This is a genomic window from Pseudomonas sp. CFBP 13602 (assembly GCF_014842725.1).
GTDB classification, from domain to species: domain Bacteria; phylum Pseudomonadota; class Gammaproteobacteria; order Pseudomonadales; family Pseudomonadaceae; genus Aquipseudomonas; species Aquipseudomonas baltica.
Map to the genome: position 1 here is coordinate 495,360 of NZ_JACYVT010000003.1, position 25,932 is coordinate 521,291.

30 protein-coding genes and 4 tRNA genes are annotated in these 25,932 nt (G+C 56.8%); all 34 read right to left on the reverse strand.

What is annotated here, in order from left to right:
* Positions 1–5 precede the first annotated feature (5 nt).
* Positions 6–398: a 30S ribosomal protein S8 gene (rpsH, locus tag IFU31_RS08765; protein WP_122475645.1), complete on the reverse strand. Its 393-nt coding sequence runs from the start codon at positions 396–398 to the stop codon at positions 6–8.
* A 212-nt stretch (positions 399–610) separates the two neighbouring features.
* Positions 611–916, reverse strand: a complete 306-nt coding sequence (rpsN, locus tag IFU31_RS08770; RefSeq protein WP_122475647.1) for a 30S ribosomal protein S14 — start codon at positions 914–916, stop codon at positions 611–613.
* A gap of 13 nt (positions 917–929) precedes the next feature.
* Entirely contained in the window at positions 930–1,469 is a 540-nt protein-coding gene (rplE, locus tag IFU31_RS08775; RefSeq protein ID WP_122475649.1) for a 50S ribosomal protein L5, read from the reverse strand.
* Between the two features lie 20 nt (positions 1,470–1,489).
* On the reverse strand, positions 1,490–1,804 hold the full coding sequence (gene rplX / locus IFU31_RS08780; RefSeq protein ID WP_049860773.1) for a 50S ribosomal protein L24: 315 nt from the start codon (positions 1,802–1,804) through the stop codon (positions 1,490–1,492).
* Between the two features lie 11 nt (positions 1,805–1,815).
* A complete protein-coding gene (gene rplN, locus IFU31_RS08785; protein WP_003243907.1) occupies positions 1,816–2,184 on the reverse strand; it encodes a 50S ribosomal protein L14 in 369 nt (122 codons plus the stop codon).
* A gap of 23 nt (positions 2,185–2,207) precedes the next feature.
* Positions 2,208–2,474 (reverse strand): 30S ribosomal protein S17, encoded by a 267-nt coding sequence (rpsQ, locus tag IFU31_RS08790; protein ID WP_043192528.1) that lies wholly within the window; start codon positions 2,472–2,474, stop codon positions 2,208–2,210.
* A gap of 2 nt (positions 2,475–2,476) precedes the next feature.
* Positions 2,477–2,668, reverse strand: coding sequence for a 50S ribosomal protein L29 (rpmC, locus tag IFU31_RS08795; protein ID WP_002555481.1), 192 nt, complete (start codon positions 2,666–2,668; stop codon positions 2,477–2,479).
* The gene (gene rplP / locus IFU31_RS08800; RefSeq protein WP_122475651.1) at positions 2,668–3,081 is read right to left on the reverse strand and encodes a 50S ribosomal protein L16; all 414 of its coding nucleotides are present in this window, start codon (positions 3,079–3,081) and stop codon (positions 2,668–2,670) included. Before rplP ends, rpmC begins: the two co-directional genes overlap by 1 nt.
* 12 nt (positions 3,082–3,093) lie before the next feature.
* The gene (gene rpsC / locus IFU31_RS08805; protein WP_003176422.1) at positions 3,094–3,780 is read right to left on the reverse strand and encodes a 30S ribosomal protein S3; all 687 of its coding nucleotides are present in this window, start codon (positions 3,778–3,780) and stop codon (positions 3,094–3,096) included.
* Positions 3,781–3,793: 13 nt separating this feature from the next.
* Positions 3,794–4,126 (reverse strand): 50S ribosomal protein L22, encoded by a 333-nt coding sequence (gene rplV / locus IFU31_RS08810; protein ID WP_003103908.1) that lies wholly within the window; start codon positions 4,124–4,126, stop codon positions 3,794–3,796.
* Positions 4,127–4,137: 11 nt separating this feature from the next.
* On the reverse strand, positions 4,138–4,413 hold the full coding sequence (gene rpsS, locus IFU31_RS08815; protein WP_002555486.1) for a 30S ribosomal protein S19: 276 nt from the start codon (positions 4,411–4,413) through the stop codon (positions 4,138–4,140).
* A gap of 16 nt (positions 4,414–4,429) precedes the next feature.
* Positions 4,430–5,254 carry a 50S ribosomal protein L2 gene (gene rplB / locus IFU31_RS08820; protein WP_122475653.1) on the reverse strand — a complete coding sequence of 275 codons (825 nt, stop codon included), beginning with the start codon at positions 5,252–5,254 and terminating at the stop codon, positions 4,430–4,432.
* 14 nt (positions 5,255–5,268) lie between these two features.
* Positions 5,269–5,568, reverse strand: coding sequence for a 50S ribosomal protein L23 (rplW, locus tag IFU31_RS08825; RefSeq protein WP_002555488.1), 300 nt, complete (start codon positions 5,566–5,568; stop codon positions 5,269–5,271).
* Positions 5,565–6,167, reverse strand: a complete 603-nt coding sequence (gene rplD / locus IFU31_RS08830) for a 50S ribosomal protein L4 (RefSeq protein ID WP_043192522.1) — start codon at positions 6,165–6,167, stop codon at positions 5,565–5,567. The genes rplW and rplD overlap by 4 nt, the downstream gene beginning before the upstream one ends.
* A gap of 12 nt (positions 6,168–6,179) precedes the next feature.
* Positions 6,180–6,815, reverse strand: a complete 636-nt coding sequence (gene rplC / locus IFU31_RS08835; RefSeq protein ID WP_043192521.1) for a 50S ribosomal protein L3 — start codon at positions 6,813–6,815, stop codon at positions 6,180–6,182.
* Between the two features lie 81 nt (positions 6,816–6,896).
* Complete coding sequence (gene rpsJ, locus IFU31_RS08840; RefSeq protein WP_003186070.1) at positions 6,897–7,208, reverse strand: 30S ribosomal protein S10; 312 nt, start codon at positions 7,206–7,208, stop codon at positions 6,897–6,899.
* Between the two features lie 141 nt (positions 7,209–7,349).
* Entirely contained in the window at positions 7,350–8,543 is a 1,194-nt protein-coding gene (gene tuf, locus IFU31_RS08845) for an elongation factor Tu (protein ID WP_122475655.1), read from the reverse strand.
* A gap of 30 nt (positions 8,544–8,573) precedes the next feature.
* The gene (fusA, locus tag IFU31_RS08850) at positions 8,574–10,679 is read right to left on the reverse strand and encodes an elongation factor G (protein ID WP_122475656.1); all 2,106 of its coding nucleotides are present in this window, start codon (positions 10,677–10,679) and stop codon (positions 8,574–8,576) included.
* Positions 10,680–10,709: 30 nt separating this feature from the next.
* Complete coding sequence (gene rpsG, locus IFU31_RS08855; RefSeq protein ID WP_010490886.1) at positions 10,710–11,180, reverse strand: 30S ribosomal protein S7; 471 nt, start codon at positions 11,178–11,180, stop codon at positions 10,710–10,712.
* 98 nt (positions 11,181–11,278) lie between these two features.
* Positions 11,279–11,650, reverse strand: coding sequence for a 30S ribosomal protein S12 (rpsL, locus tag IFU31_RS08860; protein WP_003186084.1), 372 nt, complete (start codon positions 11,648–11,650; stop codon positions 11,279–11,281).
* 219 nt (positions 11,651–11,869) lie between these two features.
* Complete coding sequence (gene rpoC, locus IFU31_RS08865) at positions 11,870–16,069, reverse strand: DNA-directed RNA polymerase subunit beta' (RefSeq protein ID WP_122475658.1); 4,200 nt, start codon at positions 16,067–16,069, stop codon at positions 11,870–11,872.
* A gap of 64 nt (positions 16,070–16,133) precedes the next feature.
* Positions 16,134–20,207, reverse strand: coding sequence for a DNA-directed RNA polymerase subunit beta (gene rpoB / locus IFU31_RS08870; protein WP_122475660.1), 4,074 nt, complete (start codon positions 20,205–20,207; stop codon positions 16,134–16,136).
* Between the two features lie 216 nt (positions 20,208–20,423).
* Positions 20,424–20,789 (reverse strand): 50S ribosomal protein L7/L12, encoded by a 366-nt coding sequence (rplL, locus tag IFU31_RS08875; protein WP_122475662.1) that lies wholly within the window; start codon positions 20,787–20,789, stop codon positions 20,424–20,426.
* Positions 20,790–20,867: 78 nt separating this feature from the next.
* On the reverse strand, positions 20,868–21,368 hold the full coding sequence (gene rplJ, locus IFU31_RS08880; protein ID WP_192102731.1) for a 50S ribosomal protein L10: 501 nt from the start codon (positions 21,366–21,368) through the stop codon (positions 20,868–20,870).
* A gap of 203 nt (positions 21,369–21,571) precedes the next feature.
* Positions 21,572–22,267 carry a 50S ribosomal protein L1 gene (gene rplA / locus IFU31_RS08885; protein WP_043192511.1) on the reverse strand — a complete coding sequence of 232 codons (696 nt, stop codon included), beginning with the start codon at positions 22,265–22,267 and terminating at the stop codon, positions 21,572–21,574.
* Positions 22,267–22,698, reverse strand: coding sequence for a 50S ribosomal protein L11 (gene rplK / locus IFU31_RS08890; RefSeq protein WP_043192510.1), 432 nt, complete (start codon positions 22,696–22,698; stop codon positions 22,267–22,269). Before rplK ends, rplA begins: the two co-directional genes overlap by 1 nt.
* Positions 22,699–22,813: 115 nt before the next feature.
* On the reverse strand, positions 22,814–23,347 hold the full coding sequence (gene nusG, locus IFU31_RS08895; RefSeq protein ID WP_010443972.1) for a transcription termination/antitermination protein NusG: 534 nt from the start codon (positions 23,345–23,347) through the stop codon (positions 22,814–22,816).
* A 9-nt stretch (positions 23,348–23,356) separates the two neighbouring features.
* Entirely contained in the window at positions 23,357–23,725 is a 369-nt protein-coding gene (secE, locus tag IFU31_RS08900) for a preprotein translocase subunit SecE (RefSeq protein ID WP_192058315.1), read from the reverse strand.
* Positions 23,726–23,770: 45 nt separating this feature from the next.
* Positions 23,771–23,846: transfer RNA gene (locus tag IFU31_RS08905), tRNA-Trp, on the reverse strand.
* A gap of 209 nt (positions 23,847–24,055) precedes the next feature.
* Positions 24,056–24,131: transfer RNA gene (locus IFU31_RS08910), tRNA-Thr, on the reverse strand.
* Positions 24,132–24,157: 26 nt separating this feature from the next.
* Positions 24,158–24,231 (reverse strand) — tRNA-Gly (locus tag IFU31_RS08915).
* A gap of 24 nt (positions 24,232–24,255) precedes the next feature.
* Positions 24,256–24,340 (reverse strand) — tRNA-Tyr (locus tag IFU31_RS08920).
* Between the two features lie 290 nt (positions 24,341–24,630).
* Positions 24,631–24,795, reverse strand: coding sequence for a hypothetical protein (locus IFU31_RS08925; RefSeq protein WP_163007395.1), 165 nt, complete (start codon positions 24,793–24,795; stop codon positions 24,631–24,633).
* 2 nt (positions 24,796–24,797) lie between these two features.
* The gene (birA, locus tag IFU31_RS08930; RefSeq protein ID WP_192102732.1) at positions 24,798–25,787 is read right to left on the reverse strand and encodes a bifunctional biotin--[acetyl-CoA-carboxylase] ligase/biotin operon repressor BirA; all 990 of its coding nucleotides are present in this window, start codon (positions 25,785–25,787) and stop codon (positions 24,798–24,800) included.
* Between the last annotated feature and the right edge of the window lie 145 nt (positions 25,788–25,932).

Below are 25,932 nucleotides of genomic sequence, written 5' to 3' on the forward strand. Positions count from 1 at the left end.
CCCCCTTAGAACACTGTGCAGAGTACTTCGCCGCCGACACCGGCAGCGCGCGCAGCACGATCCGTCATCACACCTTTATTGGTGGAGACGATGGATACGCCGAGACCGCCACGAACTTTCGGCAGGTCATCAACGGATTTGTACTGACGCAGGCCTGGACGACTTACGCGCTTGACTTCCTCGATGACCGGACGGCCTTCGAAGTATTTCAGCTCGATGGAAAGCGACGGTTTTGCTTCGCTGCTTACCTGAAAACCCGCGATGTAACCTTCGTCCTTCAGAACTTTGGCCACAGCTACCTTCAACGTGGAAGATGGCATGCTTACGACGGGCTTTTCAGCCATCTGGGCATTACGGATTCGAGTTAGCATGTCCGCTAACGGGTCCTGCATACTCATGGGCTAGACGCTCCTGATACAAAAATAATTAGCCTTGCGGCTACAACGTCGCCGAGCGTTTGATCCGGTCCAAAAACCCGGGCTCAGGCGAGCCGGCAATTCTAGACGTACGGCAGAAATGAATCAAGCCCCATGAGGGGCTTGATTCAGTCGCCGTGACACCGGCGGTCGGTTGATTGCTCAATCGAGCGCAGGCATCTCGTCTGTCCGACTTACCAGCTGGCCTTGACCAGACCTGGTACGTCACCGCGCATGGCGGCCTGGCGCAGCATGTTACGGCCGAGGCCGAACTTGCGGTACACGCCATGCGGACGACCAGTCAGGCGGCAGCGGTTACGCATGCGAGCAGCGCTCGCATCACGTGGCTGCTTCTGCAGGGCTACCGAAGCATTCCAGCGCTCTTCTTCACTTGCGTTCAGATTGACGATGATTGCTTTGAGCTCAGCACGCTTCTTGGCGTATTTAGCTACCGTCAGCTGACGCTTCAGCTCACGGTTCTTCATGCTCTTCTTGGCCATTTTCCTACTCCAATCAGTTGCGGAACGGGAAGTTGAAGGCACGCAGCAAGGCGCGACCTTCTTCATCCGAACGAGCAGTGGTGGTCAGGGTAATGTCCAGACCGCGCAGAGCATCGATCTTGTCGTAATCGATTTCCGGGAAAATGATCTGCTCTTTCACGCCCATGCTGTAGTTGCCACGACCGTCGAAGGACTTGGCATTCAGGCCGCGGAAGTCGCGTACCCGAGGCAGGGAGATCGCCAGCAGGCGGTCCAGGAATTCGTACATCTTGTCGCGACGCAAGGTCACCTTGACACCGATCGGCCAACCCTCACGGACTTTGAAGCCCGCGATGGATTTGCGTGCGAAGGTCACAACGGCTTTCTGGCCGCAGATCTTCTCGATGTCGGCTACAGCGTGCTCGATGACTTTCTTGTCGCCGATCGCTTCGCCCAGACCCATGTTCAGGGTGATCTTGGTAACGCGCGGAACTTCCATCACGTTCGCAAGCTTGAGTTCTTCCTTAAGCTTGGGAGCGATTTCCTTCCGGTAAATCTCTTTCAGTCGTGCCATGGTCTTCTACCTAGCAGTGTTCAAGCATCAACCGCTTTTTGGGTCGACTTGAAGACACGAATTTTTTTGCCTTCTTCTACTTTGAAACCAACGCGGTCAGCCTTGTTGGTTTCGCCATTGAAGATGGCGACGTTGGAAGCGTGCAGAGGCGCTTCTTTCTCGACGATACCGCCTTGTACGCCCGACATCGGGTTAGGCTTGGTATGACGCTTCACCAGGTTGACCCCACCAACGACCAGACGGTCGTCAGCGAGAACCTTGAGCACCTTACCGCGCTTGCCTTTGTCTTTGCCGGCGATCACGATGATCTCGTCGTCACGACGAATCTTTTGCATGTCGGATCTCCTTACAGCACTTCTGGGGCGAGCGAGACGATCTTCATGAACTTCTCGGAACGAAGCTCACGGGTCACTGGCCCAAAGATACGGGTGCCGATTGGCTCTTGCTTGTTGTTCAACAGAACAGCAGCGTTGCCATCGAAGCGGATGATGGAGCCGTCAGCACGACGAACGCCGTGACGAGTGCGGACTACAACAGCAGTCATCACTTGACCTTTCTTCACCTTGCCACGAGGAATTGCTTCCTTCACGGTCACCTTGATGATGTCGCCGATGCCAGCGTACCGGCGGTGCGAGCCGCCCAGTACCTTGATGCACATGACGCGACGAGCGCCGCTGTTATCGGCCACATCGAGCATGGATTGAGTCTGAATCATAGAATTTCTCCGACCCCTAGCCCTTAGACTTCAACAGCGCGTTCGAGAACGTCAACCAGTGCCCAGGACTTGGTCTTGGCCAGCGGACGGGTTTCACGAATAGTGACCTTGTCGCCGATCTTGCACTGATTGGTTTCGTCGTGAGCGTGCAGCTTAGTCGAACGCTTAACGTATTTACCGTAGATCGGGTGCTTTACGCGACGCTCGATCAATACGGTGATGGTTTTGTCCATCTTGTCGCTGACCACACGGCCAGTCAGCGTACGGACGGTTTTTTCGGCTTCAGCCATGATCACTTACCTGCCTGCTGGTTGAGCACAGTTTTCACGCGAGCGATGTCGCGCTTCACTTGCGAGAGCAGGTGAGACTGCCCCAACTGGCCAGTTGCTTTCTGCATGCGCAGATTGAACTGGTCGCGCAGCAAGCCGAGCAGTTGCTCGTTCAGTTGCTGTGCTGATTTTTCACGAAGTTCATTCGCTTTCATCACATCACCGTCCGCTTAACAAAGGAGGTGGCGAGAGGCAGCTTTGCAGCCGCCAAGGCGAAAGCCTCACGCGCCAGCTCTTCGGAAACACCCTCGATTTCATACAGGACTTTGCCTGGCTGAATCTGGGCAACCCAATATTCCACGTTACCCTTACCTTTACCCATACGAACTTCGAGGGGCTTTTTGGAGATAGGCTTGTCCGGGAATACACGGATCCAGATCTTGCCGCCACGTTTAACGTGACGGGTCAGGGCACGACGCGCTGACTCGATCTGACGAGCGGTGAGACGACCACGAGCTACAGACTTCAGCGCATACTCGCCGAAGCTGACTTTGCTACCGCGCTGAGCCAGACCACGGTTGTGGCCAGTCATCTGCTTGCGGAACTTCGTACGCTTAGGTTGCAACATTTGGCGTACCCCTTACTTAGCAGCTTTTTTACGAGGCGCAGGTGCTTGTGGTTTCAGTTCTTCTTGGCGACCACCAATTACTTCGCCTTTGAAAATCCAAACCTTCACACCGATCACACCGTAAGTGGTGTGAGCTTCGTAGTTGGCATAGTCGATGTCGGCACGCAGGGTGTGCAAGGGCACACGACCTTCGCGATACCATTCAGTACGTGCGATTTCAGCACCGCCGAGACGACCGCTCACTTGGATCTTGATGCCTTTGGCACCAATGCGCATGGCGTTCTGTACGGCGCGCTTCATGGCGCGACGGAACATCACACGACGCTCCAGCTGCTGAGCTACGCTCTGCGCAACCAGCATACCGTCGAGCTCCGGCTTGCGGATCTCTTCGATATTGATGTGCACAGGCACACCCATTTGCTTGGTCAGGTCCTGGCGCAGTTTCTCAACATCTTCACCTTTCTTCCCGATAACGATACCAGGACGAGCGGTGTGGATGGTGATACGTGCAGTTTGGGCCGGACGATGGATATCGATACGGCTTACGGACGCGCTTTTTAGTTTGTCTTGGAGATACTCACGCACCTTCAGATCTGCGAACAAGTAGTCCGCATAAGTCCGACCGTCTGCGTACCAGACGGAGGTGTGCTCCTTGACGATTCCCAGGCGAATGCCAATGGGATGTACTTTCTGACCCATCTGATCGACTCCGTTACTTGTCAGCAACCTTGACAGTGATATGGCAAGACCGCTTGACGATGCGATCAGCCCGGCCTTTGGCACGAGGCATGATGCGCTTCAGCGAACGCCCTTCGTTGACGAAAACGGTGCTGACCTTCAGGTCATCAACGTCTGCGCCTTCGTTGTGCTCGGCGTTGGCTACGGCCGACTCCAGCACTTTCTTCATGATTTCCGCGGCTTTTTTACTACTAAAAGCCAGCAGGTTGAGCGCTTCGCCCACCTTCTTCCCGCGGATCTGGTCGGCGACCAAGCGGGCTTTCTGGGCGGAGATTCGAGCGCCCGACAACTTAGCGGCTACTTCCATTTCCTCACCCCTTAACGCTTGGCTTTCTTGTCAGCCACGTGCCCACGATATGTGCGGGTACCGGCGAACTCGCCCAGTTTGTGGCCGACCATGTCTTCGTTCACGAGAACTGGGACGTGTTGGCGACCGTTGTGTACTGCGATGGTCAGACCGACCATTTGTGGCAGGATCATCGAACGACGCGACCAGGTCTTAACTGGTTTGCGATCGTTCTTTTCCGCCGCCACTTCGATCTTCTTCAGTAGGTGAAGATCAATAAAAGGACCTTTTTTCAGAGAACGTGGCACTGTCGTATCCCTCTATTTACTTGCGACGACGGACGATCATTTTGTCGGTACGCTTATTACCACGAGTCTTCGCGCCCTTAGTCGGGAAGCCCCATGGCGATACCGGATGACGACCACCGGAGGTACGACCTTCACCACCACCATGTGGGTGGTCAACCGGGTTCATGGCAACACCACGAACGGTTGGGCGAACGCCACGCCAGCGTTTGGCACCGGCTTTACCCAGCGAACGCAGGCTGTGCTCGGAGTTCGAGACTTCGCCCAGCGTTGCGCGGCACTCGGACAGCACTTTGCGCATTTCGCCCGAACGCAGGCGCAGGGTCACGTAGACACCTTCACGAGCGATCAGCTGAGCCGAAGCACCAGCGGAGCGAGCGATCTGAGCACCTTTGCCAGGCTTCAATTCGATGCCGTGGATGGTGCTACCGACCGGGATGTTGCGCAGCTGCAGCGAGTTGCCTGGCTTGATCGGTGCCAGAGCACCTGCAATCAGCTGGTCGCCAGCGCTCACGCCTTTCGGTGCGAGGATGTAGCGACGCTCGCCGTCTGCGTACAGAACCAGAGCAATGTGAGCAGTACGGTTAGGATCGTATTCAATGCGCTCGACGGTGGCAGTGATGCCATCCTTGTCGTTGCGACGGAAGTCGATCATGCGGTAATGCTGCTTGTGACCACCACCGATGTGACGGGTGGTAATGCGGCCATTGTTGTTACGACCACCAGTCTTCGATTTTTTCTCGAGCAGCGGTGCGTGAGGAGCGCCTTTATGCAGCTCCTGGTTGACCACCTTGACCACGAAACGGCGGCCAGGGGAAGTCGGTTTGCATTTAACGATTGCCATGATGCACCCCTTCCTTACTCAGCACTGCTGCTGAAATCGAGATCTTGGCCTGGCTGAAGGGAGATAACTGCCTTCTTCCAGTCATTACGCTTGCCCAGACCGCGAGCAGTGCGCTTGCTTTTACCCAGTACGTTCAGGGTAGTAACACGCTCTACTTTCACGCTGAACAGGCTTTCGACGGCCTTCTTGATTTCCAGCTTGGTTGCGTCGGTAGCAACCTTGAAAACGAACTGACCTTTCTTGTCTGCCAGAACCGTAGCCTTCTCGGAAACGTGCGGGCCAAGCAGAACTTTAAATACGCGTTCCTGGTTCATCCCAGCAGCTCCTCGAATTTCTTCACGGCCGACACGGTGATCAACACCTTGTCGTATGCGATCAGACTAACTGGGTCGGAACCTTGGACGTCACGTACATCGACGTGCGGCAGGTTGCGAGCAGCCAGGTACAGGTTCTCGTCGACGGAGTCCGATACGATCAGAACGTCAGTAAGGCCCATGCCATTCAGCTTGCCCAGCAGGTCTTTGGTTTTCGGTGCTTCGACAGCGAAGTCCTGAACCACGACCAGACGGTCGGTACGCACCAGCTCAGCAAGGATGGAGCGCAGTGCTGCGCGATACATCTTCTTGTTCAGCTTCTGGGTGTGATCCTGAGGACGAGCTGCGAAAGTGGTACCACCGCCACGCCAGATAGGGCTACGGATAGTACCGGCACGAGCACGGCCGGTACCCTTCTGACGCCAAGGGCGCTTACCGCCACCACGAACGTCGGAACGGGTCTTTTGCTGCTTGCTGCCCTGACGACCGCCAGCCATGTAGGCCACGACTGCCTGGTGCACCAGCGTCTCGTTGAACTCGCCGCCGAAGGTCAGTTCGGAAACTTCGATCGCCTGAGCGTCATTTACATTTAATTGCATTTTCGCTTCCCCTTAACCGCGAGCCTTGGCTGCCGGACGCACAACCAGGTTGCCGCCGGTTGCGCCAGGAACAGCACCCTTGACGAGCAGCAGATTGCGTTCAGCGTCGACGCGCACAACTTCCAGGGACTGCACGGTCACGCGCTCAGCGCCCATATGACCGGACATTTTTTTGCCCTTGAATACACGGCCAGGAGTCTGGCACTGGCCGATGGAGCCAGGGACGCGGTGGGAAACGGAGTTACCGTGCGTGTTGTCTTGACCGCGGAAGTTCCAACGCTTGATGGTACCGGCAAAGCCTTTACCTTTGGACTGACCGGTAACATCTACCAGTTGGCCCGCTGCGAAGAGTTCAGCATTGATCAAGTCGCCAGCCTGGTATTCGCCTTCTGCAAGGCGGAATTCCCAGACGCCACGACCGGCAGCAACGTTCGCCTTGGCGAAGTGACCTGCTTGAGCAGCAGTCACACGCGAAGCACGACGCTCGCCGACAGTGACTTGCACTGCACGATAGCCATCAGTTTCTTCAGTTTTAAACTGGGTGACGCGATTCGGCTCGATCTCAATGACCGTGACCGGAATGGAGACACCTTCTTCGGTGAAAATACGGGTCATACCGCATTTACGACCGACTACACCAATAGTCATGTTGTAAACCTCATGAGTGTACGGGGCTTTCACCCGCTATGGCCGCCCATTTCAGAGCGTTACACGACTAAGACCCAAGTCTTAGCCGAGGCTGATCTGCACTTCCACACCTGCCGCAAGATCAAGCTTCATCAGCGCGTCAACGGTTTTGTCCGTTGGCTGGACGATGTCCAGAACACGCTTATGAGTACGGATCTCGTACTGGTCGCGCGCGTCTTTGTTGACGTGCGGGGAAACCAGAACGGTGAACCGCTCTTTACGGGTAGGAAGTGGAATTGGACCACGCACCTGAGCACCAGTACGTTTCGCGGTTTCCACGATTTCCTGGGTGGATTGGTCGATCAGGCGATGGTCAAAAGCCTTCAACCTGATACGGATTTGCTGATTTTGCATTGGATTTCAGACTCCGGCTGCTGTTCCCACCGGGCGCAATGCACCCGTTAAAAGGAGGCGCAATTCTATAGACGCGCCCATCGAGTGTCAACCCAATAAAAAAGCCCCCGCTAAGCGGGGGCCTTTTCAAACGATCAACGATTACTCGATGATTTTGGCTACGACGCCAGCGCCGACGGTACGACCGCCTTCACGGATAGCGAAACGCAGGCCGTCTTCCATTGCGATGGTCTTGATCAGGGTGACAACCATTTTGATGTTGTCGCCTGGCATTACCATTTCAACGCCTTCCGGCAGTTCGCAGTTACCGGTCACGTCAGTGGTCCGGAAGTAGAACTGTGGACGGTAGCCTTTGAAGAACGGAGTGTGACGACCGCCTTCTTCCTTGCTCAGCACGTAGACTTCAGCTTCGAACTTGGTGTGCGGCTTGACCGAACCCGGCTTGACCAGAACCTGGCCACGCTCGACGTCGTCACGCTTGGTGCCGCGCAGCAGCACGCCGCAGTTCTCGCCAGCACGACCTTCGTCCAGCAGCTTGCGGAACATTTCAACGCCGGTGCAGGTGGTGACGGTGGTGTCACGCAGACCTACGATTTCCAGCGAATCCTGAACCTTGACGATGCCGCGCTCGATACGACCGGTAACAACGGTACCGCGACCGGAGATCGAGAACACGTCTTCGATTGGCATCAGGAATGGCTTGTCGATGACACGGACTGGATCTGGGATGTAGCTGTCCAGAGTCTCAACCAGTTTACGAACGGAGCTGGTGCCCATTTCGTTGTCGTCTTTGCCTTCCAGCGCCATACGAGCCGAACCGATGATGATCGGAGTGTCGTCGCCTGGGAAGTCGTAGGTCGACAGCAGGTCACGAACTTCCATCTCTACCAGTTCCAGCAGCTCGGCGTCGTCTACCAGGTCGGCCTTGTTCAGGTAAACCACGATGTACGGAACGCCAACCTGGCGGGACAGCAGGATGTGCTCACGGGTTTGTGGCATCGGACCATCAGCGGCCGAGCAAACCAGAATCGCGCCGTCCATCTGGGCAGCACCGGTGATCATGTTCTTCACATAGTCAGCGTGACCTGGGCAGTCAACGTGAGCGTAGTGACGGATCAGCGAGTTGTATTCAACGTGCGCGGTGTTGATGGTGATACCACGAGCTTTTTCTTCTGGAGCGCTGTCGATCTTGTCGAAGTCGACGATTGCGGAACCGAAAACTTCGGAGCAAACGCGAGTCAGAGCAGCAGTCAGAGTGGTTTTACCGTGGTCAACGTGACCAATGGTGCCAACGTTGACGTGCGGTAGGGAACGATCAAATTTTTCTTTAGCCACGACAATTAACTCCTTGCCTAAAGGACTGAATCAGCCTTGTTTTTTGGATACAGTTTCAGCGATGTGCGCCGGAGCTGTGTTGTATTTTTTGAATTCCATAGAGTAGCTTGCGCGACCCTGGGACATGGAGCGAACGTCGGTCGCATAACCGAACATCTCACCCAACGGAACCTCGGCGCGAATCACTTTGCCGGAAACCGTATCTTCCATACCCAAGATCATGCCGCGACGACGGTTAAGGTCGCCCATGACATCACCCATGTAGTCTTCAGGTGTAACAACTTCTACCGCCATGATCGGCTCAAGCAACTCACCACCGCCCTTCTGGGCCAGTTGCTTGGTTGCCATGGAGGCAGCGACCTTGAACGCCATCTCGTTGGAGTCGACGTCGTGGTAGGAACCGTCGAAAACGGTCGCTTTCAGGCCGATCAGCGGATAGCCGGCAACAACACCGTTCTTCATCTGCTCTTCGATACCCTTCTGAATCGCCGGGATGTATTCCTTGGGAACCACACCACCGACGACTTCGTTCACGAATTGCAGACCTTCCTGACCTTCGTCAGCAGGGGCAAAACGGATCCAGCAGTGACCAAACTGACCACGACCGCCGGACTGACGAACGAACTTGCCTTCGATTTCACAGTTCTTCGTGATGCGCTCACGATAGGAAACCTGAGGCTTACCGATGTTGGCTTCGACGTTGAACTCACGGCGCATCCGGTCAACCAGGATGTCCAGGTGCAGCTCGCCCATGCCGGAGATGATCGTCTGACCAGTCTCTTCATCGGTTTTAACGCGGAAAGATGGATCTTCCTGAGCAAGCTTGCCCAGAGCGATACCCATTTTTTCCTGGTCATCCTTGGTCTTGGGCTCTACGGCAACCGAAATAACCGGCTCCGGGAAGTCCATGCGAACGAGGATGATCGGCTTGTCACCGTTGCACAAGGTTTCACCAGTGGTGACGTCCTTCATGCCGATCAAGGCCGCGATGTCGCCAGCGCGTACTTCCTTGATCTCTTCGCGGGCGTTGGCGTGCATCTGCACCATACGACCCACGCGCTCTTTCTTGCCCTTGACCGAGTTGATCACGCCGTCGCCGGAGTTCAACACGCCCGAGTAAACACGGACGAAGGTCAGGGTACCCACGAATGGGTCAGTGGCAATTTTGAATGCCAGAGCGGAAAACGGTTCTGCGTCGTCTGCATGACGCTCCAGCTCGATGGTCTCGTCATCCGGGTCAGTACCCTTGATGGCAGGAATATCGACCGGAGCCGGCAGGTAGTCGATCACAGCATCGAGAACCAGGGGAACGCCCTTGTTCTTGAACGAGGAACCGCAAACAGCCAAGACGATCTCGCCAGCGATGGTACGCTGACGCAGAGCAGCCTTGATTTCGTCGTTGGTGAGTTCTTCACCTTCGAGGTACTTGTTCATCAGCTCTTCGTTGGCTTCAGCCGCAGCTTCGACCATGTTGTTGCGCCATTCGTCAGCCAGCTCCTGCAGCTCGGCAGGGATAGGCTTGCGAACAGGAACCATGCCTTTGTCAGCATCGTTCCAGTACACAGCTTCCATGGCCAACAGATCGATCTGGCCCTGGAAATTGTCTTCGGAACCGATAGCCAGCTGGATAGGCACAGGAGTGTGACCCAAACGCTGCTTGATCTGACCGATCACGCGCAGGAAGTTCGCGCCAGCACGGTCCATCTTGTTTACGTAAACAAGACGAGGAACGCCGTACTTGTTGGCTTGACGCCATACGGTTTCCGACTGAGGCTCTACACCCGAGGTACCACAGAACACAACGACAGCGCCGTCGAGTACGCGCAGGGAACGCTCAACTTCAATGGTGAAGTCTACGTGGCCCGGGGTATCAATGACGTTGAAGCGATGCTCGTCCTTGTACTGCTTCTCGGAGCCCTTCCAGAAGGCGGTGATAGCAGCAGAAGTGATGGTAATACCACGCTCCTGCTCCTGAACCATCCAGTCCGTGGTCGCGGCGCCGTCATGCACCTCGCCCATTTTGTGGCTTTTGCCGGTGTAAAAAAGGACGCGCTCGGTGGTCGTGGTTTTACCAGCGTCCACGTGAGCAACGATACCAATGTTACGGTAGCGGTTAATCGGTGTAGTACGAGCCATAAAGCCCTCGCAAAATTAGTGACGCTGAATTTAGAAGCGGTAGTGCGAGAACGCTTTGTTGGCTTCAGCCATACGGTGAACGTCTTCACGCTTCTTAACTGCAGCACCTTTGCCTTCGGCAGCGTCCAGCAGTTCGCCGGCCAAGCGCAGAGCCATCGACTTTTCACCGCGCTTGCGCGCGAAGTCTACCAGCCAGCGCATTGCCAGGGCGTTACGACGGGACGGACGAACTTCGACCGGAACCTGGTAAGTAGCACCGCCTACACGGCGCGACTTCACTTCGACCAGCGGAGCGATGGCGTCGAGAGCTTTCTCGAAGATTTCCAGGGGGTCGCTGTTCTTGCGTTCTTTAACCTTGTCCAGCGCGCCATAAACGATACGCTCGGCAACGGCTTTCTTGCCGCTTTCCATCACGTGGTTCATGAACTTGGCCAGGATCTGGCTGCCGTATTTTGGATCGTCAAGCACTTCGCGCTTGGCTGCTACGCGTCTTCTTGGCATGGATAAGCCCTCAAACGGTCTTCAGGTTAGCTCGGGACAGGCCCGACCTTACTCTTATCGACTCAGAAAAATAGATAACTGCAGTGTGCAAACGCCGATTACTTCGGACGCTTGGTACCGTACTTCGAACGACCTTGGTTACGACCTTTGACGCCGGAGGTATCCAGGGAGCCGCGAACGGTGTGGTAACGAACACCTGGCAAGTCTTTTACACGACCGCCGCGGATCAGTACCACGCTGTGCTCTTGCAGGTTGTGGCCTTCACCGCCGATGTACGAGGAAACCTCGAAACCGTTGGTCAGGCGCACACGGCATACTTTACGCAGTGCCGAGTTAGGTTTTTTCGGCGTGGTGGTGTACACACGGGTGCACACACCACGACGTTGCGGGCAGTTCTGCAGCGCAGGTACGTCGGATTTCTCGACGATACGCTTGCGCGGCTGACGTACCAGCTGGTTGATAGTTGCCATCTACTAGCTCCACTGTTGTCTTGCGACGCTATTGTCTTGCAAGAAAAGCAAAAATGGCAGGAATCAATCCCGCCAAATTTAGGGGTACAAGAGTCTAAAGAGGATCTCGTCCCCAGTCAAGACAAGGCCCCGGCCTCCCTTGCCAACTCCGCTGCGACATTTTGTGTCGTTGCGGAGTTGGCAAGGGCTACCAGGGCCCCGTCATCACTACCGCTGGTCTCAATTACCGCTTGAGTTCAGCGCTTCGGTCAACGCAGCTTCCACTTCACTGGCGCTGACGCGAGTCGGTTTGTCGAGTTCACGGCGACGCTTGCGCTCGCTGTGATACGCCAGACCGGTACCAGCCGGGATCAGACGACCCACGACCACGTTCTCTTTCAGGCCGCGCAGGTAATCGCGCTTGCCGGTGACTGCCGCTTCGGTCAGTACTCGAGTGGTTTCCTGGAAGGAAGCCGCCGAGATGAACGATTCGGTGGACAACGACGCCTTGGTAATACCCAGCAGCACGCGAGTGAATTTCGAAACGAATTTCTCGTCCGCACTCAGACGCTCGTTTTCACCCAGTACGTGGGTCAGTTCCATCTGGTCGCCCTTGATGAAGCTGCTGTCGCCGGACTCGGAGATTTCGACCTTGCGCAGCATCTGACGCAGAATCGTCTCGATGTGCTTGTCGTTGATCTTCACGCCCTGCAGACGGTACACGTCCTGAATCTCGTTGACGATGTACTTGGCCAGCGCACTCACACCCAGCAAGCGCAGGATGTCATGCGGGTCACTCGGACCGTCCGAGATAACTTCGCCGCGGTTCACTTGTTCGCCTTCGAAGACGTTCAGGTGACGCCACTTCGGAATCAGCTCTTCATACGGATCGGTGCCGTCGTTCGGCGTGATAACCAAGCGGCGCTTGCCTTTGGTTTCCTTGCCGAAAGCGATGGTGCCGCTGACCTCCGCCAGGATCGAAGCTTCCTTCGGACGCCGCGCTTCGAACAAGTCGGCAACACGCGGCAGACCACCGGTGATGTCGCGAGTCTTCGAAGTTTCCTGTGGAATACGGGCGATAACGTCACCCACACCCACTTGCGCACCATCCGCCACGCCGACCAGGGCATTGGCTGGCAGGAAGTACTGGGCCGGTACGTCGGTACCTGGCAACAGCAGATCCTTGCCATCGACGCCAACCATCTTCACTGCCGGACGAATTTCCTTGCCCGCAGCTGGACGGTCCTTGGCATCGAGCACTTCGATGTTGGTCAGGCCGGTCAATTCGTCTGTTTGACGCTTGATCGTGATGCCTTCTTCCATGCCCACGTAGGTCACGGTACCTTTCATCTCGGTGACGATTGGGTGAGTGTGCGGGTCCCACTTGGCCACGATAGCGCCAGCGTCGACCTTGTCGCCTTCCTTCACCGAAATCACTGCACCGTATGGCAGCTTGTAACGTTCGCGCTCACGACCGAACTCGTCGGCAATCGCCAACTCACCCGAACGCGATACTGCAACCAGATTGCCGTCCAGACGCTCGACGTGCTTCAGGTTATGCAGGCGGACAGTACCGCCGTTCTTCACCTGGACGCTGTCGGCAGCCGAGGTCCGGCTTGCCGCACCACCGATGTGGAACGTACGCATGGTCAGCTGGGTGCCCGGCTCACCGATGGACTGGGCGGCGATAACGCCGACCGCTTCACCGATGTTCACCTGGTGACCACGAGCCAGATCACGGCCGTAGCACTTGGCGCAGATACCGTAACGGGTTTCGCAGCTGATCGGCGAACGCACGATGACTTCGTCGATGCTGTTGAGCTCGATGAATTCAACCCACTTTTCGTCCACCAGCGTACCGCCTGGAACGATCACCTCGTCGGTGCCAGGCTTGAACACGTCGCGGGCGATCACTCGACCCAGAACGCGCTCGCCCAACGGCTCGACGACGTCACCGCCTTCAATGTGCGGCGTCATCAGCAGACCGTGCTCGGTACCGCAGTCGACTTCGGTAACGACCAGATCCTGTGCAACGTCAACCAGACGGCGAGTCAGATAACCGGAGTTAGCTGTCTTCAACGCGGTATCCGCCAGACCCTTACGAGCACCGTGAGTCGAGATGAAGTACTGAAGTACGCTCAAGCCTTCACGGAAGTTCGCGGTGATCGGCGTCTCGATGATCGAGCCGTCCGGCTTGGCCATCAGGCCACGCATACCGGCCAGCTGGCGAATCTGAGCAGCCGAACCCCTGGCACCGGAGTCAGCCATCATGTACATCGAGTTGAACGATTCCTGGTCCACTTCGTTGCCGTGACGATCGATGACCTTCTCTTTCGAGAGGTTGGACATCATTGCCTTGGACACTTCGTCGTTGGCCTTGGACCAAAGGTCGATCACCTTGTTGTACTTCTCGCCCTGGGTTACCAGGCCGGAAGCATACTGGCTCTCGATCTCTTTCACTTCGTCGGTCGCGGTACCGATGATGCGAGCTTTCTCATCCGGGATGACAAAGTCGTTGACACCGATGGACACGCCCGAGATCGTCGAATAGGCGAAACCGGTGTACATCAACTGGTCAGCGAAGATCACAGTCTCTTTCAGACCAACCACGCGATAGCACTGGTTGATCAGCTTGGAGATTGCCTTCTTCTTCATCGGCAGGTTGACGACATCGTACGACAGACCTTTTGGCACAACTTGGTACAACAAGGCACGGCCGACAGTGGTGTCGACAATACGAACGTTGCTCACGCTGCCGCCGTCACGGTCGTTGACGGTTTCGTGGATACGCACTTTGACCTTGGCGTGCAGTGCGGCTTCGCCGGCACGGAACACACGGTCAACTTCCTGCAGATCCGCGAACACACGACCTTCGCCTTTGGCGTTGATCGCTTCACGCGTCATGTAGTACAGACCCAATACAACGTCCTGCGACGGAACGATGATTGGCTCACCGTTGGCTGGCGACAGGATGTTGTTGGTCGACATCATCAGCGCACGGGCTTCGAGCTGGGCTTCCAGGGTCAACGGTACGTGGACCGCCATCTGGTCGCCGTCGAAGTCGGCGTTGTACGCAGCACAGACCAGAGGGTGCAGCTGGATAGCCTTGCCTTCGATCAGTACCGGTTCAAACGCCTGGATACCCAGACGGTGAAGGGTCGGTGCACGGTTGAGCAGCACGGGGTGTTCGCGAATCACTTCGGCAAGAACGTCCCATACTTCCGGCAGCTCGCGCTCGACCATCTTCTTGGCGGCCTTGATGGTGGTCGCCAGACCACGCATTTCCAGCTTGCCGAAAATGAACGGCTTGAACAGTTCCAGAGCCATCTTCTTCGGAAGACCACACTGGTGCAGGCGCAGGGTCGGGCCCACGGTAATAACCGAACGACCCGAGTAGTCGACGCGCTTGCCGAGCAAGTTCTGACGGAAACGACCCTGCTTACCCTTGATCATGTCAGCCAGGGACTTCAGGGGACGCTTGTTCGAACCGGTAATGGCACGACCGCGGCGACCGTTGTCGAGCAGTGCATCCACAGCTTCCTGCAGCATGCGCTTTTCGTTGCGCACGATGATATCGGGAGCCGACAGATCCAGCAGGCGCTTCAAACGGTTGTTGCGGTTGATCACTCGACGATACAGATCGTTGAGGTCGGAAGTCGCAAAGCGACCGCCATCCAGCGGAACCAGTGGACGCAGGTCTGGCGGCAGAACCGGCAGAACGGTCAACACCATCCACTCAGGCAGGTTGCCGGAGCCTTGGAAGGCCTCCATCAACTTCAGGCGCTTGGACAGCTTCTTGATCTTGGTTTCCGAGTTGGTCTGCGGAATCTCTTCGCGCAGGCGGCCAATCTCGTGTTCCAGGTCAATGGCGTGCAGCAGTTCACGAACGGCTTCGGCACCCATGCGGGCATCGAAATCGTCGCCGAACTCTTCGAGTGCTTCGAAGTACTGCTCGTCGTTGAGCAGCTGGCCCTTTTCAAGGGTGGTCATGCCCGGGTCGATAACGACATAGCTCTCGAAGTAGAGAACGCGCTCGATATCACGCAGGGTCATGTCCATCAGCAGGCCGATACGGGACGGCAGCGACTTCAGGAACCAGATGTGGGCGACTGGCGAAGCCAGTTCGATGTGAGCCATGCGCTCGCGGCGAACCTTGGCCAGTGCAACTTCGACGCCGCACTTCTCGCAGATCACGCCACGGTGCTTCAAGCGCTTGTACTTGCCGCACAGGCACTCGTAGTCCTTGACCGGGCCAAAGATCTTGGCGCAGAACAAGCCGTCACGCTCGGGCTTGAACGTACGGTAGTTGATGGTTTCCGGCTTTTTAACTTCACCGAAGGACCACGAACGGATCATTTCAGGCGACGCGAGGCCGATACGGATCGCATCGAACTCTTCGACTTGACCCTGGTTTTTCAGCAAATTCAGTAGGTCTTTCAAGGCCTTTCCTCCTGGCGGAGCAGGGAGTGGACGGTAGCCGCCCACTCCCGATTCGCGTCACGTGTTATTCGGTTTCCAGATCGATGTCGATACCCAGAGAACGAATCTCTTTGATCAGCACGTTGAAGGACTCGGGCATGCCCGGCTCCATACGGTGATCGCCGTCCACGATGTTCTTGTACATCTTGGTACGGCCGTTCACATCGTCCGACTTCACTGTGAGCATTTCTTGCAGGGTGTATGCCGCGCCGTATGCTTCCAGCGCCCACACTTCCATCTCCCCGAAACGCTGACCACCGAACTGCGCCTTGCCACCCAGCGGCTGCTGGGTAACCAGGCTGTAGGAACCAGTGGAACGCGCGTGCATCTTGTCGTCCACCAAGTGGTTCAGCTTCAGCATGTACATGTAGCCAACGGTGACCGGACGCTCGAACTTGTTACCGGTGCGACCATCGAACAGCTGCATCTGGCCGCTTTCCGGCATGTCGGCCAGTTTCAGCATGGCCTTGATTTCGCTTTCCTTGGCACCGTCGAACACCGGGGTGGCCATTGGAACGCCGCCCTTGAGGTTCTTCGCCAGGTCCAGGATTTCCTGGTCGGAGAAAGTTTCCAGCTGCTCTTGACGGCCACCGATCTCGTTGTAGATCTCGGTCAGGAACTTGCGCAGATCAGCTACCTTACGCTGCTCTTCGAGCATGGTGTTGATCTTCTCGCCCAGGCCCTTGGCCGCGAGGCCCAGGTGGGTTTCGAGAATCTGACCAACGTTCATGCGCGATGGTACACCCAGAGGGTTGAGTACCACGTCCACCGGCGTACCGTTGGCGTCGTGCGGCATGTCCTCGACAGGCATGATCACCGAGACCACACCTTTGTTACCGTGACGACCGGCCATCTTGTCACCCGGCTGGATGCGACGGCGGATGGCCAGGTAGACCTTGACGATCTTCAGCACGCCTGGAGCCAGGTCATCGCCTTGCTGCAGCTTGCGCTTCTTGTCTTCGAACTTGTCGTCCAGCAGACGGCGGCGATCGACGATATAGGCCTGAGCCTTCTCGAGCTGCTCGTTGAGCGCGTCTTCGGCCATGCGCAGCTTGAACCACTGACCGTGTTCCAGGCCGTCGAGGACCTCGTGGGTGACCTCGGTGCCTTTCTTCAGGCCAGCGCCGCCTTCGACGATCTGACCCATCAGGGCCGAGCGCAGACGTTCGAAGGTCGCGCCTTCGACGATGCGGAACTCTTCGTTCAGGTCCTTGCGGATTTCGTCCAGCTGGCTCTTCTCGATCGACAGTGCACGAGCATCACGCTCGACGCCGTCACGGGTGAAGACCTGTACGTCGATGACGGTACCCTTGGTGCCTGTAGGCACGCGCAGGGAGGTGTCCTTAACGTCGCTGGCCTTCTCACCGAAGATCGCACGCAGCAGTTTTTCTTCCGGAGTCAGTTGGGTCTCGCCTTTCGGAGTGACCTTGCCGACCAGGATGTCGCCGGCGCCGACTTCGGCACCTACGTAAACGATACCGGCTTCGTCCAGCTTGTTCAGCGCCGCTTCACCCACGTTCGGGATGTCGGCAGTGATTTCCTCTGGGCCAAGCTTGGTGTCACGGGCCACACAGGTCAGTTCCTGGATGTGGATCGTGGTGAAGCGATCTTCCTGAACCACACGCTCGGACAGGCAGATGGAGTCTTCGAAGTTGAAGCCGTTCCACGCCATGAACGCGATGCGCATGTTCTGACCCAGCGCCAGTTCACCCATGTCGGTGGACGGACCGTCGGCCATGATGTCGCTGCGCTGAACCACGTCACCCTTGTTCACCAGCGGACGCTGGTTGATGCAGGTGTTCTGGTTCGAGCGGGTGTACTTGGTCAGGTTGTAGATGTCGACACCGGCTTCGCCAGTCTCGACTTCGTCATCGGCAACCCGGACCACGATACGGCTGGCATCGACGGAGTCGATCACGCCACCACGACGAGCCACGACGCAGACGCCGGAGTCACGGGCAACGTTGCGCTCCATGCCGGTACCTACCAGCGGCTTGTCGGCACGCAGGGTCGGTACAGCCTGACGCTGCATGTTCGAGCCCATCAACGCACGGTTGGCGTCGTCGTGCTCGAGGAACGGAATCAGCGATGCTGCTACCGAAACAACCTGCTTGGGCGAAACGTCCATCAGGGTGACGTCTTCCGGCGCCTTGACGGTGAATTCGTTCAAGTGACGCACTGCAACCAGCTCGTCGATCAGGACTTTCTTGTCGTTCATCGTGGCCGAGGCCTGAGCGATCACGTGATCGGCTTCTTCGATGGCGGACAGGAAAACGATCTCGTCGGTGACCAGAGCGTCCTTCACCACACGGTACGGGCTTTCCAGGAAGCCGTACTGGTTGGTGCGCGCATAGGCCGCCAGGGAGTTGATCAAGCCGATGTTCGGACCTTCCGGCGTTTCGATCGGGCACACGCGACCGTAGTGCGTCGGGTGAACGTCGCGCACTTCGAAGCCGGCACGCTCGCGAGTCAAACCACCAGGGCCGAGTGCGGAGACACGACGTTTGTGGGTGATCTCGGACAGCGGGTTGTTCTGGTCCATGAACTGCGACAGCTGGCTGGAACCGAAGAACTCTTTCACCGCGGCAGCAACAGGTTTGGCGTTGATCAGGTCCTGCGGCATCAAGCCTTCGCTTTCGGCCATCGACAGGCGTTCCTTGACCGCACGCTCGACGCGTACCAGGCCTACACGGAACTGGTTCTCGGCCATCTCGCCGACGCAGCGAACACGACGGTTACCCAGGTGGTCGATGTCGTCGACGATGCCCTTGCCGTTGCGGATGTCGACCAGGGTCTTCAATACGGCAACGATGTCTTCCTTGCTCAGAACACCCGAACCTTCGATCTCGGTACGACCGATACGACGGTTGAACTTCATCCGGCCGACCGCAGACAGGTCGTAGCGCTCGGGGCTGAAGAACAGGTTGTTGAACAGGGTCTCGGCGGCATCCTTGGTTGGAGGCTCGCCTGGACGCATCATGCGGTAGATTTCCACCAGCGCTTCAAGCTGATTGCCGGTGGAGTCGATCTTCAAGGTGTCGGAGATGAACGGGCCACAGTCGATATCGTTGGTATACAACGTCTCGATGCGAACGACCTGCGCCTTGGCGATCTTGAGCAGCAGGTCGGTGGTCAGTTCGGTGTTGCACTCGCACAGGATTTCGCCAGTCGCCGGGTGCACGATGGCCTTGGCCGTGGTGCGACCCAGAACGTAGTCCAGCGGCACTTCCAACTGCTTGATGTTGGCTTTTTCGATCTGGTTGATGTGTCGAGCCGTGATGCGGCGGCCTTGCTCGACAATCACCTTGCCTTTCTCATCGAGGATATCGAGAACGGCAATTTCACCACGCAGGCGCTGGGGCACCAGTTCCAGGCTGAGCACTTCGCCCTGCACGTGGAATACGTTGGTGGTGTAGAACGCATCGAGGACTTGCTCGGTGCTGTAGCCCAGAGCGCGCAGCAATACCGAGGCAGGCAGCTTGCGACGACGGTCGATCCGGACGAATACACAGTCTTTCGGATCGAACTCGAAGTCCAGCCAGGAGCCACGGTAAGGAATGATACGGGCCGAATAGAGCAGCTTGCCCGAGCTGTGCGTCTTGCCACGGTCGTGGTCGAAGAACACACCCGGCGAACGGTGCAGCTGGGAAACGATGACGCGCTCGGTACCGTTGATTACGAAGGTACCGTTCTCGGTCATCAGGGGGATTTCCCCCATGTAGACTTCCTGCTCCTTGATGTCCTTGATCGCTTTGTTCGACGATTCTTTGTCGAAAATGATCAGGCGCACTTTCACGCGCAGCGGCACAGCGTAGGTCACGCCACGCAGTACGCACTCTTTGACGTCAAAGGCCGGTTCGCCCAGACGATAACCAACGTACTCCAGAGCAGCGTTGCCGGAGTAGCTGATGATCGGGAAAACGGATTTGAAGGCCGCATGCAGACCGACATCACGGAACTGGTCCTTGGTCGCGCCCGCCTGCAAGAATTCGCGATACGAATCCAGCTGGATAGCCAAGAGGTACGGTACGTCCATGACGTCCGGCAACTTGCTAAAGTCCTTGCGGATACGTTTTTTCTCAGTATATGAGTAAGCCATCAGCGTTCCCCAGCTTGGTCACCTGCTTGTGGCTTCTCCCGACGGGAGCAGCCAGAAAATCGTGCAAACCCCGTGGTTTGCGCCACCCTTGGGTGGTTAAAGCGCGTTGCCGGCGTCGACCTGATCGACTGCCAGTAACGGAAAAAGGCCGGTGGCATGAGCCACCAGCCATCAGCCTTTCGCTTGACGCTCGGGCTGGAGACGCAAGGTCGATGCTTACTTCAGCTCGACTTTGGCGCCTGCTTCTTCCAGCGTTGCTTTGGCTTTGTCGGCTGCGTCTTTGGCAACAGCTTCCAGAACCATGGCAGGAGCGCCGTCAACTACAGCCTTGGCTTCTTTCAGGCCCAGACCGGTCAGTTCACGAACTGCCTTGATCACGTTTACTTTCTTCTCGCCAGCTTCCAGCAGCATGACGTTGAATTCGGTTTGCTCTTCAGCAACAACTGCAGCAGCAGCTGGGCCAGCAGAAGCAGCGGCAGCGGAAACGCCGAATTTTTCTTCGAAAGCTTTGATCAGCTCAACAACCTGCAGAACCGACATTTCAGCTACGGCGTTGAGGATATCGTCTTGGGAGATAGACATTGCTGTATTTCCTGAATTGGGGGACGGCCTACACGGCCATCGAAATAAACAAAAAAGCGCGAGAGAAAATGCTCAGCCTCAGGCTGCAGCAGCTTCTTTTTGCTCGCGAACTGCGGCCAGAGTACGAGCCAGCTTGCTGGTAGCGCCTTGAATCACGCTCATCAGCTGCGAAATGGCTTCGTTACGGGTCGGCAGTGTTGCCAGTACGTCGATTTGGTTAGCTGCGAGGAACTTGCCCTCGAACGCAGCTGCCTTGATCTCGAACTTGTCCTGACCCTTGGCGAATTCCTTGAACAAGCGGGCAGCAGCACCCGGGTGTTCGGTAGAGAATGCGATCAGGGTCGGGCCGGTGAGCACGTCGTTGAGGACACTGTATTCAGTGTCGGCAACAGCGCGCTTGAGCAGGGTGTTACGTACGACACGTACGTATACGCCAGCTTCACGAGCCTCTTTACGGAGTCCGGTCATAGCGCCTACTGTCACACCACGGGCATCAGCCACGACAGCGGACAGAGCAGCTTTGGCAGCCTCGTTGACTTCAGCGACGATGGCCTTCTTGTCTTCGAGATTAATTGCCACGGGTTTAACTCCTGCTTGTTACCGTTTCATCTGGCCGAAGCCGGATGTCGTTTTGGTGTCTGATTCGGTAAGGAACCGGGAGCACCATCTGCGTAGGCTTGAGGTTTAAGGCTTGCGCCGCCTACGGTCTTGGATAGCCCCCGCCAGGCAGGGACCCCAATTTTTCAGCCAATGGCACGGTCACCCGTGCCACCGGCAAAGTCTTACGCGTCCAGCGAGCCTTGGTCGATGACCAGACCTGGGCCCATGGTGGTGCTCAGGGTGACGCGCTTGACGTAGATGCCTTTCGAGGAAGCCGGCTTGATGCGCTTCAGATCAGCGATCAGGGCTTCAACGTTTTCCTTCAGCTTGACGGCGTCGAAACCGACCTTGCCAACGGAAGTGTGGATGATGCCGTTCTTGTCGGTGCGGTAGCGAACCTGACCAGCCTTGGCATTCTTGACGGCGTTGGCGACGTCTGGCGTCACGGTACCGACTTTCGGGTTAGGCATCAGGCCACGTGGACCGAGGATCTGACCCAATTGACCAACAACGCGCATGGCATCCGGGGATGCGATGACGACGTCATAGTTCAGATCGCCGCCTTTCATTTCGGCAGCCAGGTCGTCCATGCCTACGCGGTCTGCGCCGGCAGCCAGAGCCGCTTCGGCAGCTGGACCCTGGGTGAACACGGCAACCCGTACGGTCTTGCCAGTGCCGTGCGGCAGCACAGTAGCGCTACGTACGACCTGGTCGGATTTACGTGGGTCAACGCCCAGGTTCACGGCCACGTCAACGGACTCGCTGAACTTGACGGTGGACAGTTCGGTCAGCAGCGCAGCTGCGTCTTCGAAGTTGTACAACTTGCCTGCTTCGATCTTGGAAGCAATAGCTTTTTGGCGCTTGGTCAGCTTAGCCATTACACACCCTCCACGTTGAGGCCCATGGAGCGAGCAGAACCGGCGATGGTACGCACGGCTGCTTCCATGTCAGCGGCAGTCAGGTCCGCATTCTTGGCTTTTGCGATGTCTTCGAGCTGAGCGCGAGTCACGGTACCGACTTTGACGGTGTTCGGACGAGCCGAGCCGCTGGTCAGGCCGGCTGCTTTCTTCAGCAGTACCGAAGCAGGGGTGCTTTTGGTCTCGAAGGTGAAGCTGCGGTCACTGTAGACAGTGATGATTACAGGAGTCGGCAAGCCGGCTTCTTGACCCTGGGTACGGGCGTTGAAGGCCTTGCAGAATTCCATGATGTTCACGCCATGCTGGCCCAGAGCCGGGCCGACGGGCGGGCTAGGGTTGGCCTGGCCGGCCTTTACTTGCAGCTTGATGTAAGCCGTGATTTTCTTAGCCATGAGCTACTCCACTATTGGGTACGAGCGCCTTTCGGCTCCCCAGTTGCTTGCGTTTTATCCCAGTGACGACAAAACCCCGCAGCTTACGCCTGCGGGGTATGGGATCCGTTTCCAATCAGACTTTTTCGACCTGACTGAACTCGAGCTCTACCGGAGTAGAGCGACCGAAAATGAGCACCGCGACCTGGATCCGGCTCTTTTCGTAATTGACTTCTTCGACGGTGCCGTTGAAATCCGCGAAAGGACCATCGGTCACACGAACGACTTCGCCCGGCTCGAACAGCGTCTTTGGCTTGGGCTTGTCGCTACCGTCAGCGACGCGACGCAGGATAGCTTCAGCTTCCTTGTCGGTAATCGGAGCAGGCTTGTCTGCCGTGCCGCCGATGAAACCCATGACCCGAGGCGTGTCCTTGACCAAGTGCCAAGTACCTTCGTTCATGTCCATCTGAACCAGCACATAGCCTGGAAAGAACTTGCGTTCGCTTTTACGCTTTTGGCCATTTCGCATCTCGACCACTTCTTCAGTGGGGACGAGAATTTCGCCAAAACCGTCTTCCATACCAGCCAGCTTTACACGCTCGATCAAAGAGCGCATAACATGCTTCTCGTAACCCGAGTAAGCATGCACAACGTACCAACGCTTAGCCACGGGACACCCTTAGCCAACAATCAAGGAAACAAGCCAGCCGAGCAGGGAATCGAGCCCCCACAACAGCAACGCCATGACCAGAACGACCGCGACTACGATCAGCGTGGTCTGTGTGGTCTCTTGGCGAGTCGGCCAAACGACTTTACGTATTTCGGTGCGCGCTTCCTTAGCCAGGATGAAGAACGACTTGCCTTTGGCAGTCTGCAGCGCCACATAGGCGGCCACAGCGGCAATAGCGAGAAGCGCAAGCACCCGGTACAGGATCGGCGACGAAGAGTAGTACTGATTACCAACCACGCCAACCACAACCAAAGCGATAACAACGAGCCACTTCAGCAGATCGAAACGAGATTCTGGGGCTTCAGCCTTGGGAGTCATCTAGGAGGATCCTGTGAAAAGAAAGCCAGACACACCGAGTGAATCTGGCAGGTCAGGAGGGAATCGAACCCCCAACCTACGGTTTTGGAGACCGTCGCTCTGCCAATTGAGCTACTGACCTAAAACAAATCAGGCCGAACATTATGCCGACCCGGGAAAGCTATTTCAACACCTGATTGGACTGCCATGTTGCGCAAGGAGACATCAATCACCCCTGGCACAGACCTCACAACCCAAGATGCCAACAGCAGAGATGCGCAACACCCACAGGAGCGACACACACCTACCATTAAAACAAAGGCAGATATTTTCATATCTGCCTTGCAAAAATGGAGCTCTTGAGCGGATTTGAACCGCTGACCTCACCCTTACCAAGGGTGTGCTCTACCAACTGAGCTACAAGAGCTTGAAACCATGCACAAACAGCAAACTTGGAGCGGGTAGCGGGAATCGAACCCGCATCATCAGCTTGGAAGGCTGAGGTTCTACCACTAAACTATACCCGCGGAGCTTGCAGCTCACGCTAAAAATGGTGGAGGGAGAAGGATTCGAACCTTCGAAGTCGTAGACGTCAGATTTACAGTCTGATCCCTTTGGCCGCTCGGGAACCCCTCCTTAACGTGGCGGCATTTTACGCTATGCCACCTCACTGTCAAGCTTTTTCTCATTAAAATCTTGAGGTTAGCTACATCGACAGCTGTTTCACAGCGCTGGGCTTTCGCACCATCGCTGTGAAGCGGGCGCCATTCTATGCAAACCATCAGGGCCTGGCAATACCCCAGATCAGATTATTTTATGTTTTAAGTCATTGAATTCATTGGGGCCGAACATACACCCACTCACTCGGGGAGGATCGCTCACCGCACTGGCGGGACAAGCGTGCCGAGCGCGTCCCATGAGAATGCTCAGCGCTGGGTTTCAGTCTTTTCGTTCAGCAGCTGGATGTGGTGCCTCTCACCCTTGTAGGTAGACAGGGGCGCCAACTCTTTGGGCCGCACGGGAAGCTCCTGGTGGTGCCACCCGGCATAGAACACGTTGAGGACCAACAGCAGTAGTACAAGCCAACGCATCGTCACTCCCCCCTCGGATCGGAAACTGCGGAAGGCCCGCTGTCTCCTACAAGGCGCAGACTGAGTTCTCCGCCACTGAACACCTGTTCCATGCCACCTACAGAAAGCCGCAGGCCACCTTGGCCATCTATTCCCAACACCCGGCCTTCAATGGCCTTCAACCCGGCACTGAGGACGACAGCCCTGCCCTGCCAAGCATGCAGCCCCTCCCACTCCTCCCGCAACTGCTCGAACCCGGACAGTGCGTGACGCTCCAGGTGACTCTGAAGCTGCACGTTGAGTTCAGCAACCAAGTCATTGCGATCGACCAGGCTCATCCGCTGCAGGCGTACGGAAGTCCAAGGCCGATCCACCGCCGTGTTCTGCCTCATATTCACATTGATACCAATACCGATGACGACATGACATACATCACTGGGATCGCCAACCAGCTCCAGCAGTATTCCTGCGAGCTTCTTGTCTCCCACCAGAATGTCGTTAGGCCACTTGAGCCTTGCCTCGCTTACACCTTGCGCATGCAGCGCTCGGACCACGGCAAGCCCCACCACAAGGCTCAAGCCTTCCAGGCGAGCCATACCCCCTTCGATACGCAGCGCCAGGCTGTAGTAGAGATTTTGCGCATAGGGACTTACCCAAGGCCTACCCCGCCGGCCCCGTCCCGCTGTCTGCTGCTCTGCAACGATCAAGAGCGGCATCTGGCTCCCGTCAGCGACGGCACGCAATGCTTCGGCATTGGTGGAGTCGACGCTATGCATGACACGCAGCTCCCAGCCCGCTGGAGCGCTTGCCGCAAGTGTCTCGCTGGAGAGCGCAGAAACAGGATCGGCAAGGCGATAGCCTTTGCCGCGCACTTTGTGCACATCGATGCCCAGTTCGGCTTGCAGCTGCTGCAGCTGCTTCCACACAGCACTGCGGCTGACCCCCAGAGCCTCGCCCAGCGCTTCGCCCGAGTGAAAATGACCGTCTTTAAGTAGATCCAGCAATGGTGACATAGCGAACTCGGCGTCTCGGTAGGGCGCAATGATAGCGATGGCGGACACTGATTTGAAACGCTAAAAAGACAAAACCCCTACCTGCTTGCGCAGATAGGGGTTTCGGAATTGAATCTTGACGATGACCTACTCTCACATGGGGAAA

Excerpts from the sequence above, each read along its gene's own strand:
- rpsH (WP_122475645.1), bottom strand. The coding sequence starts at position 398 with ATGAGTATGCAGGACCCGTTAGCGGACATGCTAACTCGAATCCGTAAT.
- rpsN (WP_122475647.1), bottom strand. The coding sequence starts at position 916 with ATGGCCAAGAAGAGCATGAAGAACCGTGAGCTGAAGCGTCAGCTGACG.
- rplE (WP_122475649.1), bottom strand. The coding sequence starts at position 1,469 with ATGGCACGACTGAAAGAGATTTACCGGAAGGAAATCGCTCCCAAGCTT.
- rplX (WP_049860773.1), bottom strand. The coding sequence starts at position 1,804 with ATGCAAAAGATTCGTCGTGACGACGAGATCATCGTGATCGCCGGCAAA.
- rplN (WP_003243907.1), bottom strand. The coding sequence starts at position 2,184 with ATGATTCAGACTCAATCCATGCTCGATGTGGCCGATAACAGCGGCGCT.
- rpsQ (WP_043192528.1), bottom strand. The coding sequence starts at position 2,474 with ATGGCTGAAGCCGAAAAAACCGTCCGTACGCTGACTGGCCGTGTGGTC.
- rpmC (WP_002555481.1), bottom strand. The coding sequence starts at position 2,668 with ATGAAAGCGAATGAACTTCGTGAAAAATCAGCACAGCAACTGAACGAG.
- rplP (WP_122475651.1), bottom strand. The coding sequence starts at position 3,081 with ATGTTGCAACCTAAGCGTACGAAGTTCCGCAAGCAGATGACTGGCCAC.
- rpsC (WP_003176422.1), bottom strand. The coding sequence starts at position 3,780 with ATGGGTCAGAAAGTACATCCCATTGGCATTCGCCTGGGAATCGTCAAG.
- rplV (WP_003103908.1), bottom strand. The coding sequence starts at position 4,126 with ATGGAAGTAGCCGCTAAGTTGTCGGGCGCTCGAATCTCCGCCCAGAAA.
- rplB (WP_122475653.1), bottom strand. The coding sequence starts at position 5,254 with ATGGCAATCGTTAAATGCAAACCGACTTCCCCTGGCCGCCGTTTCGTG.
- rplW (WP_002555488.1), bottom strand. The coding sequence starts at position 5,568 with ATGAACCAGGAACGCGTATTTAAAGTTCTGCTTGGCCCGCACGTTTCC.
- rplD (WP_043192522.1), bottom strand. The coding sequence starts at position 6,167 with ATGCAATTAAATGTAAATGACGCTCAGGCGATCGAAGTTTCCGAACTG.
- rplC (WP_043192521.1), bottom strand. The coding sequence starts at position 6,815 with ATGACTATTGGTGTAGTCGGTCGTAAATGCGGTATGACCCGTATTTTC.
- rpsJ (WP_003186070.1), bottom strand. The coding sequence starts at position 7,208 with ATGCAAAATCAGCAAATCCGTATCAGGTTGAAGGCTTTTGACCATCGC.
- fusA (WP_122475656.1), bottom strand. The coding sequence starts at position 10,679 with ATGGCTCGTACTACACCGATTAACCGCTACCGTAACATTGGTATCGTT.
- rpsG (WP_010490886.1), bottom strand. The coding sequence starts at position 11,180 with ATGCCAAGAAGACGCGTAGCAGCCAAGCGCGAAGTGCTTGACGATCCA.
- rpsL (WP_003186084.1), bottom strand. The coding sequence starts at position 11,650 with ATGGCAACTATCAACCAGCTGGTACGTCAGCCGCGCAAGCGTATCGTC.
- rpoB (WP_122475660.1), bottom strand. The coding sequence starts at position 20,207 with ATGGCTTACTCATATACTGAGAAAAAACGTATCCGCAAGGACTTTAGC.
- rplL (WP_122475662.1), bottom strand. The coding sequence starts at position 20,789 with ATGTCTATCTCCCAAGACGATATCCTCAACGCCGTAGCTGAAATGTCG.
- rplA (WP_043192511.1), bottom strand. The coding sequence starts at position 22,267 with ATGGCTAAGCTGACCAAGCGCCAAAAAGCTATTGCTTCCAAGATCGAA.
- rplK (WP_043192510.1), bottom strand. The coding sequence starts at position 22,698 with ATGGCTAAGAAAATCACGGCTTACATCAAGCTGCAAGTAAAGGCCGGC.
- secE (WP_192058315.1), bottom strand. The coding sequence starts at position 23,725 with ATGACTCCCAAGGCTGAAGCCCCAGAATCTCGTTTCGATCTGCTGAAG.
- IFU31_RS08925 (WP_163007395.1), bottom strand. The coding sequence starts at position 24,795 with ATGCGTTGGCTTGTACTACTGCTGTTGGTCCTCAACGTGTTCTATGCC.
- birA (WP_192102732.1), bottom strand. The coding sequence starts at position 25,787 with ATGTCACCATTGCTGGATCTACTTAAAGACGGTCATTTTCACTCGGGC.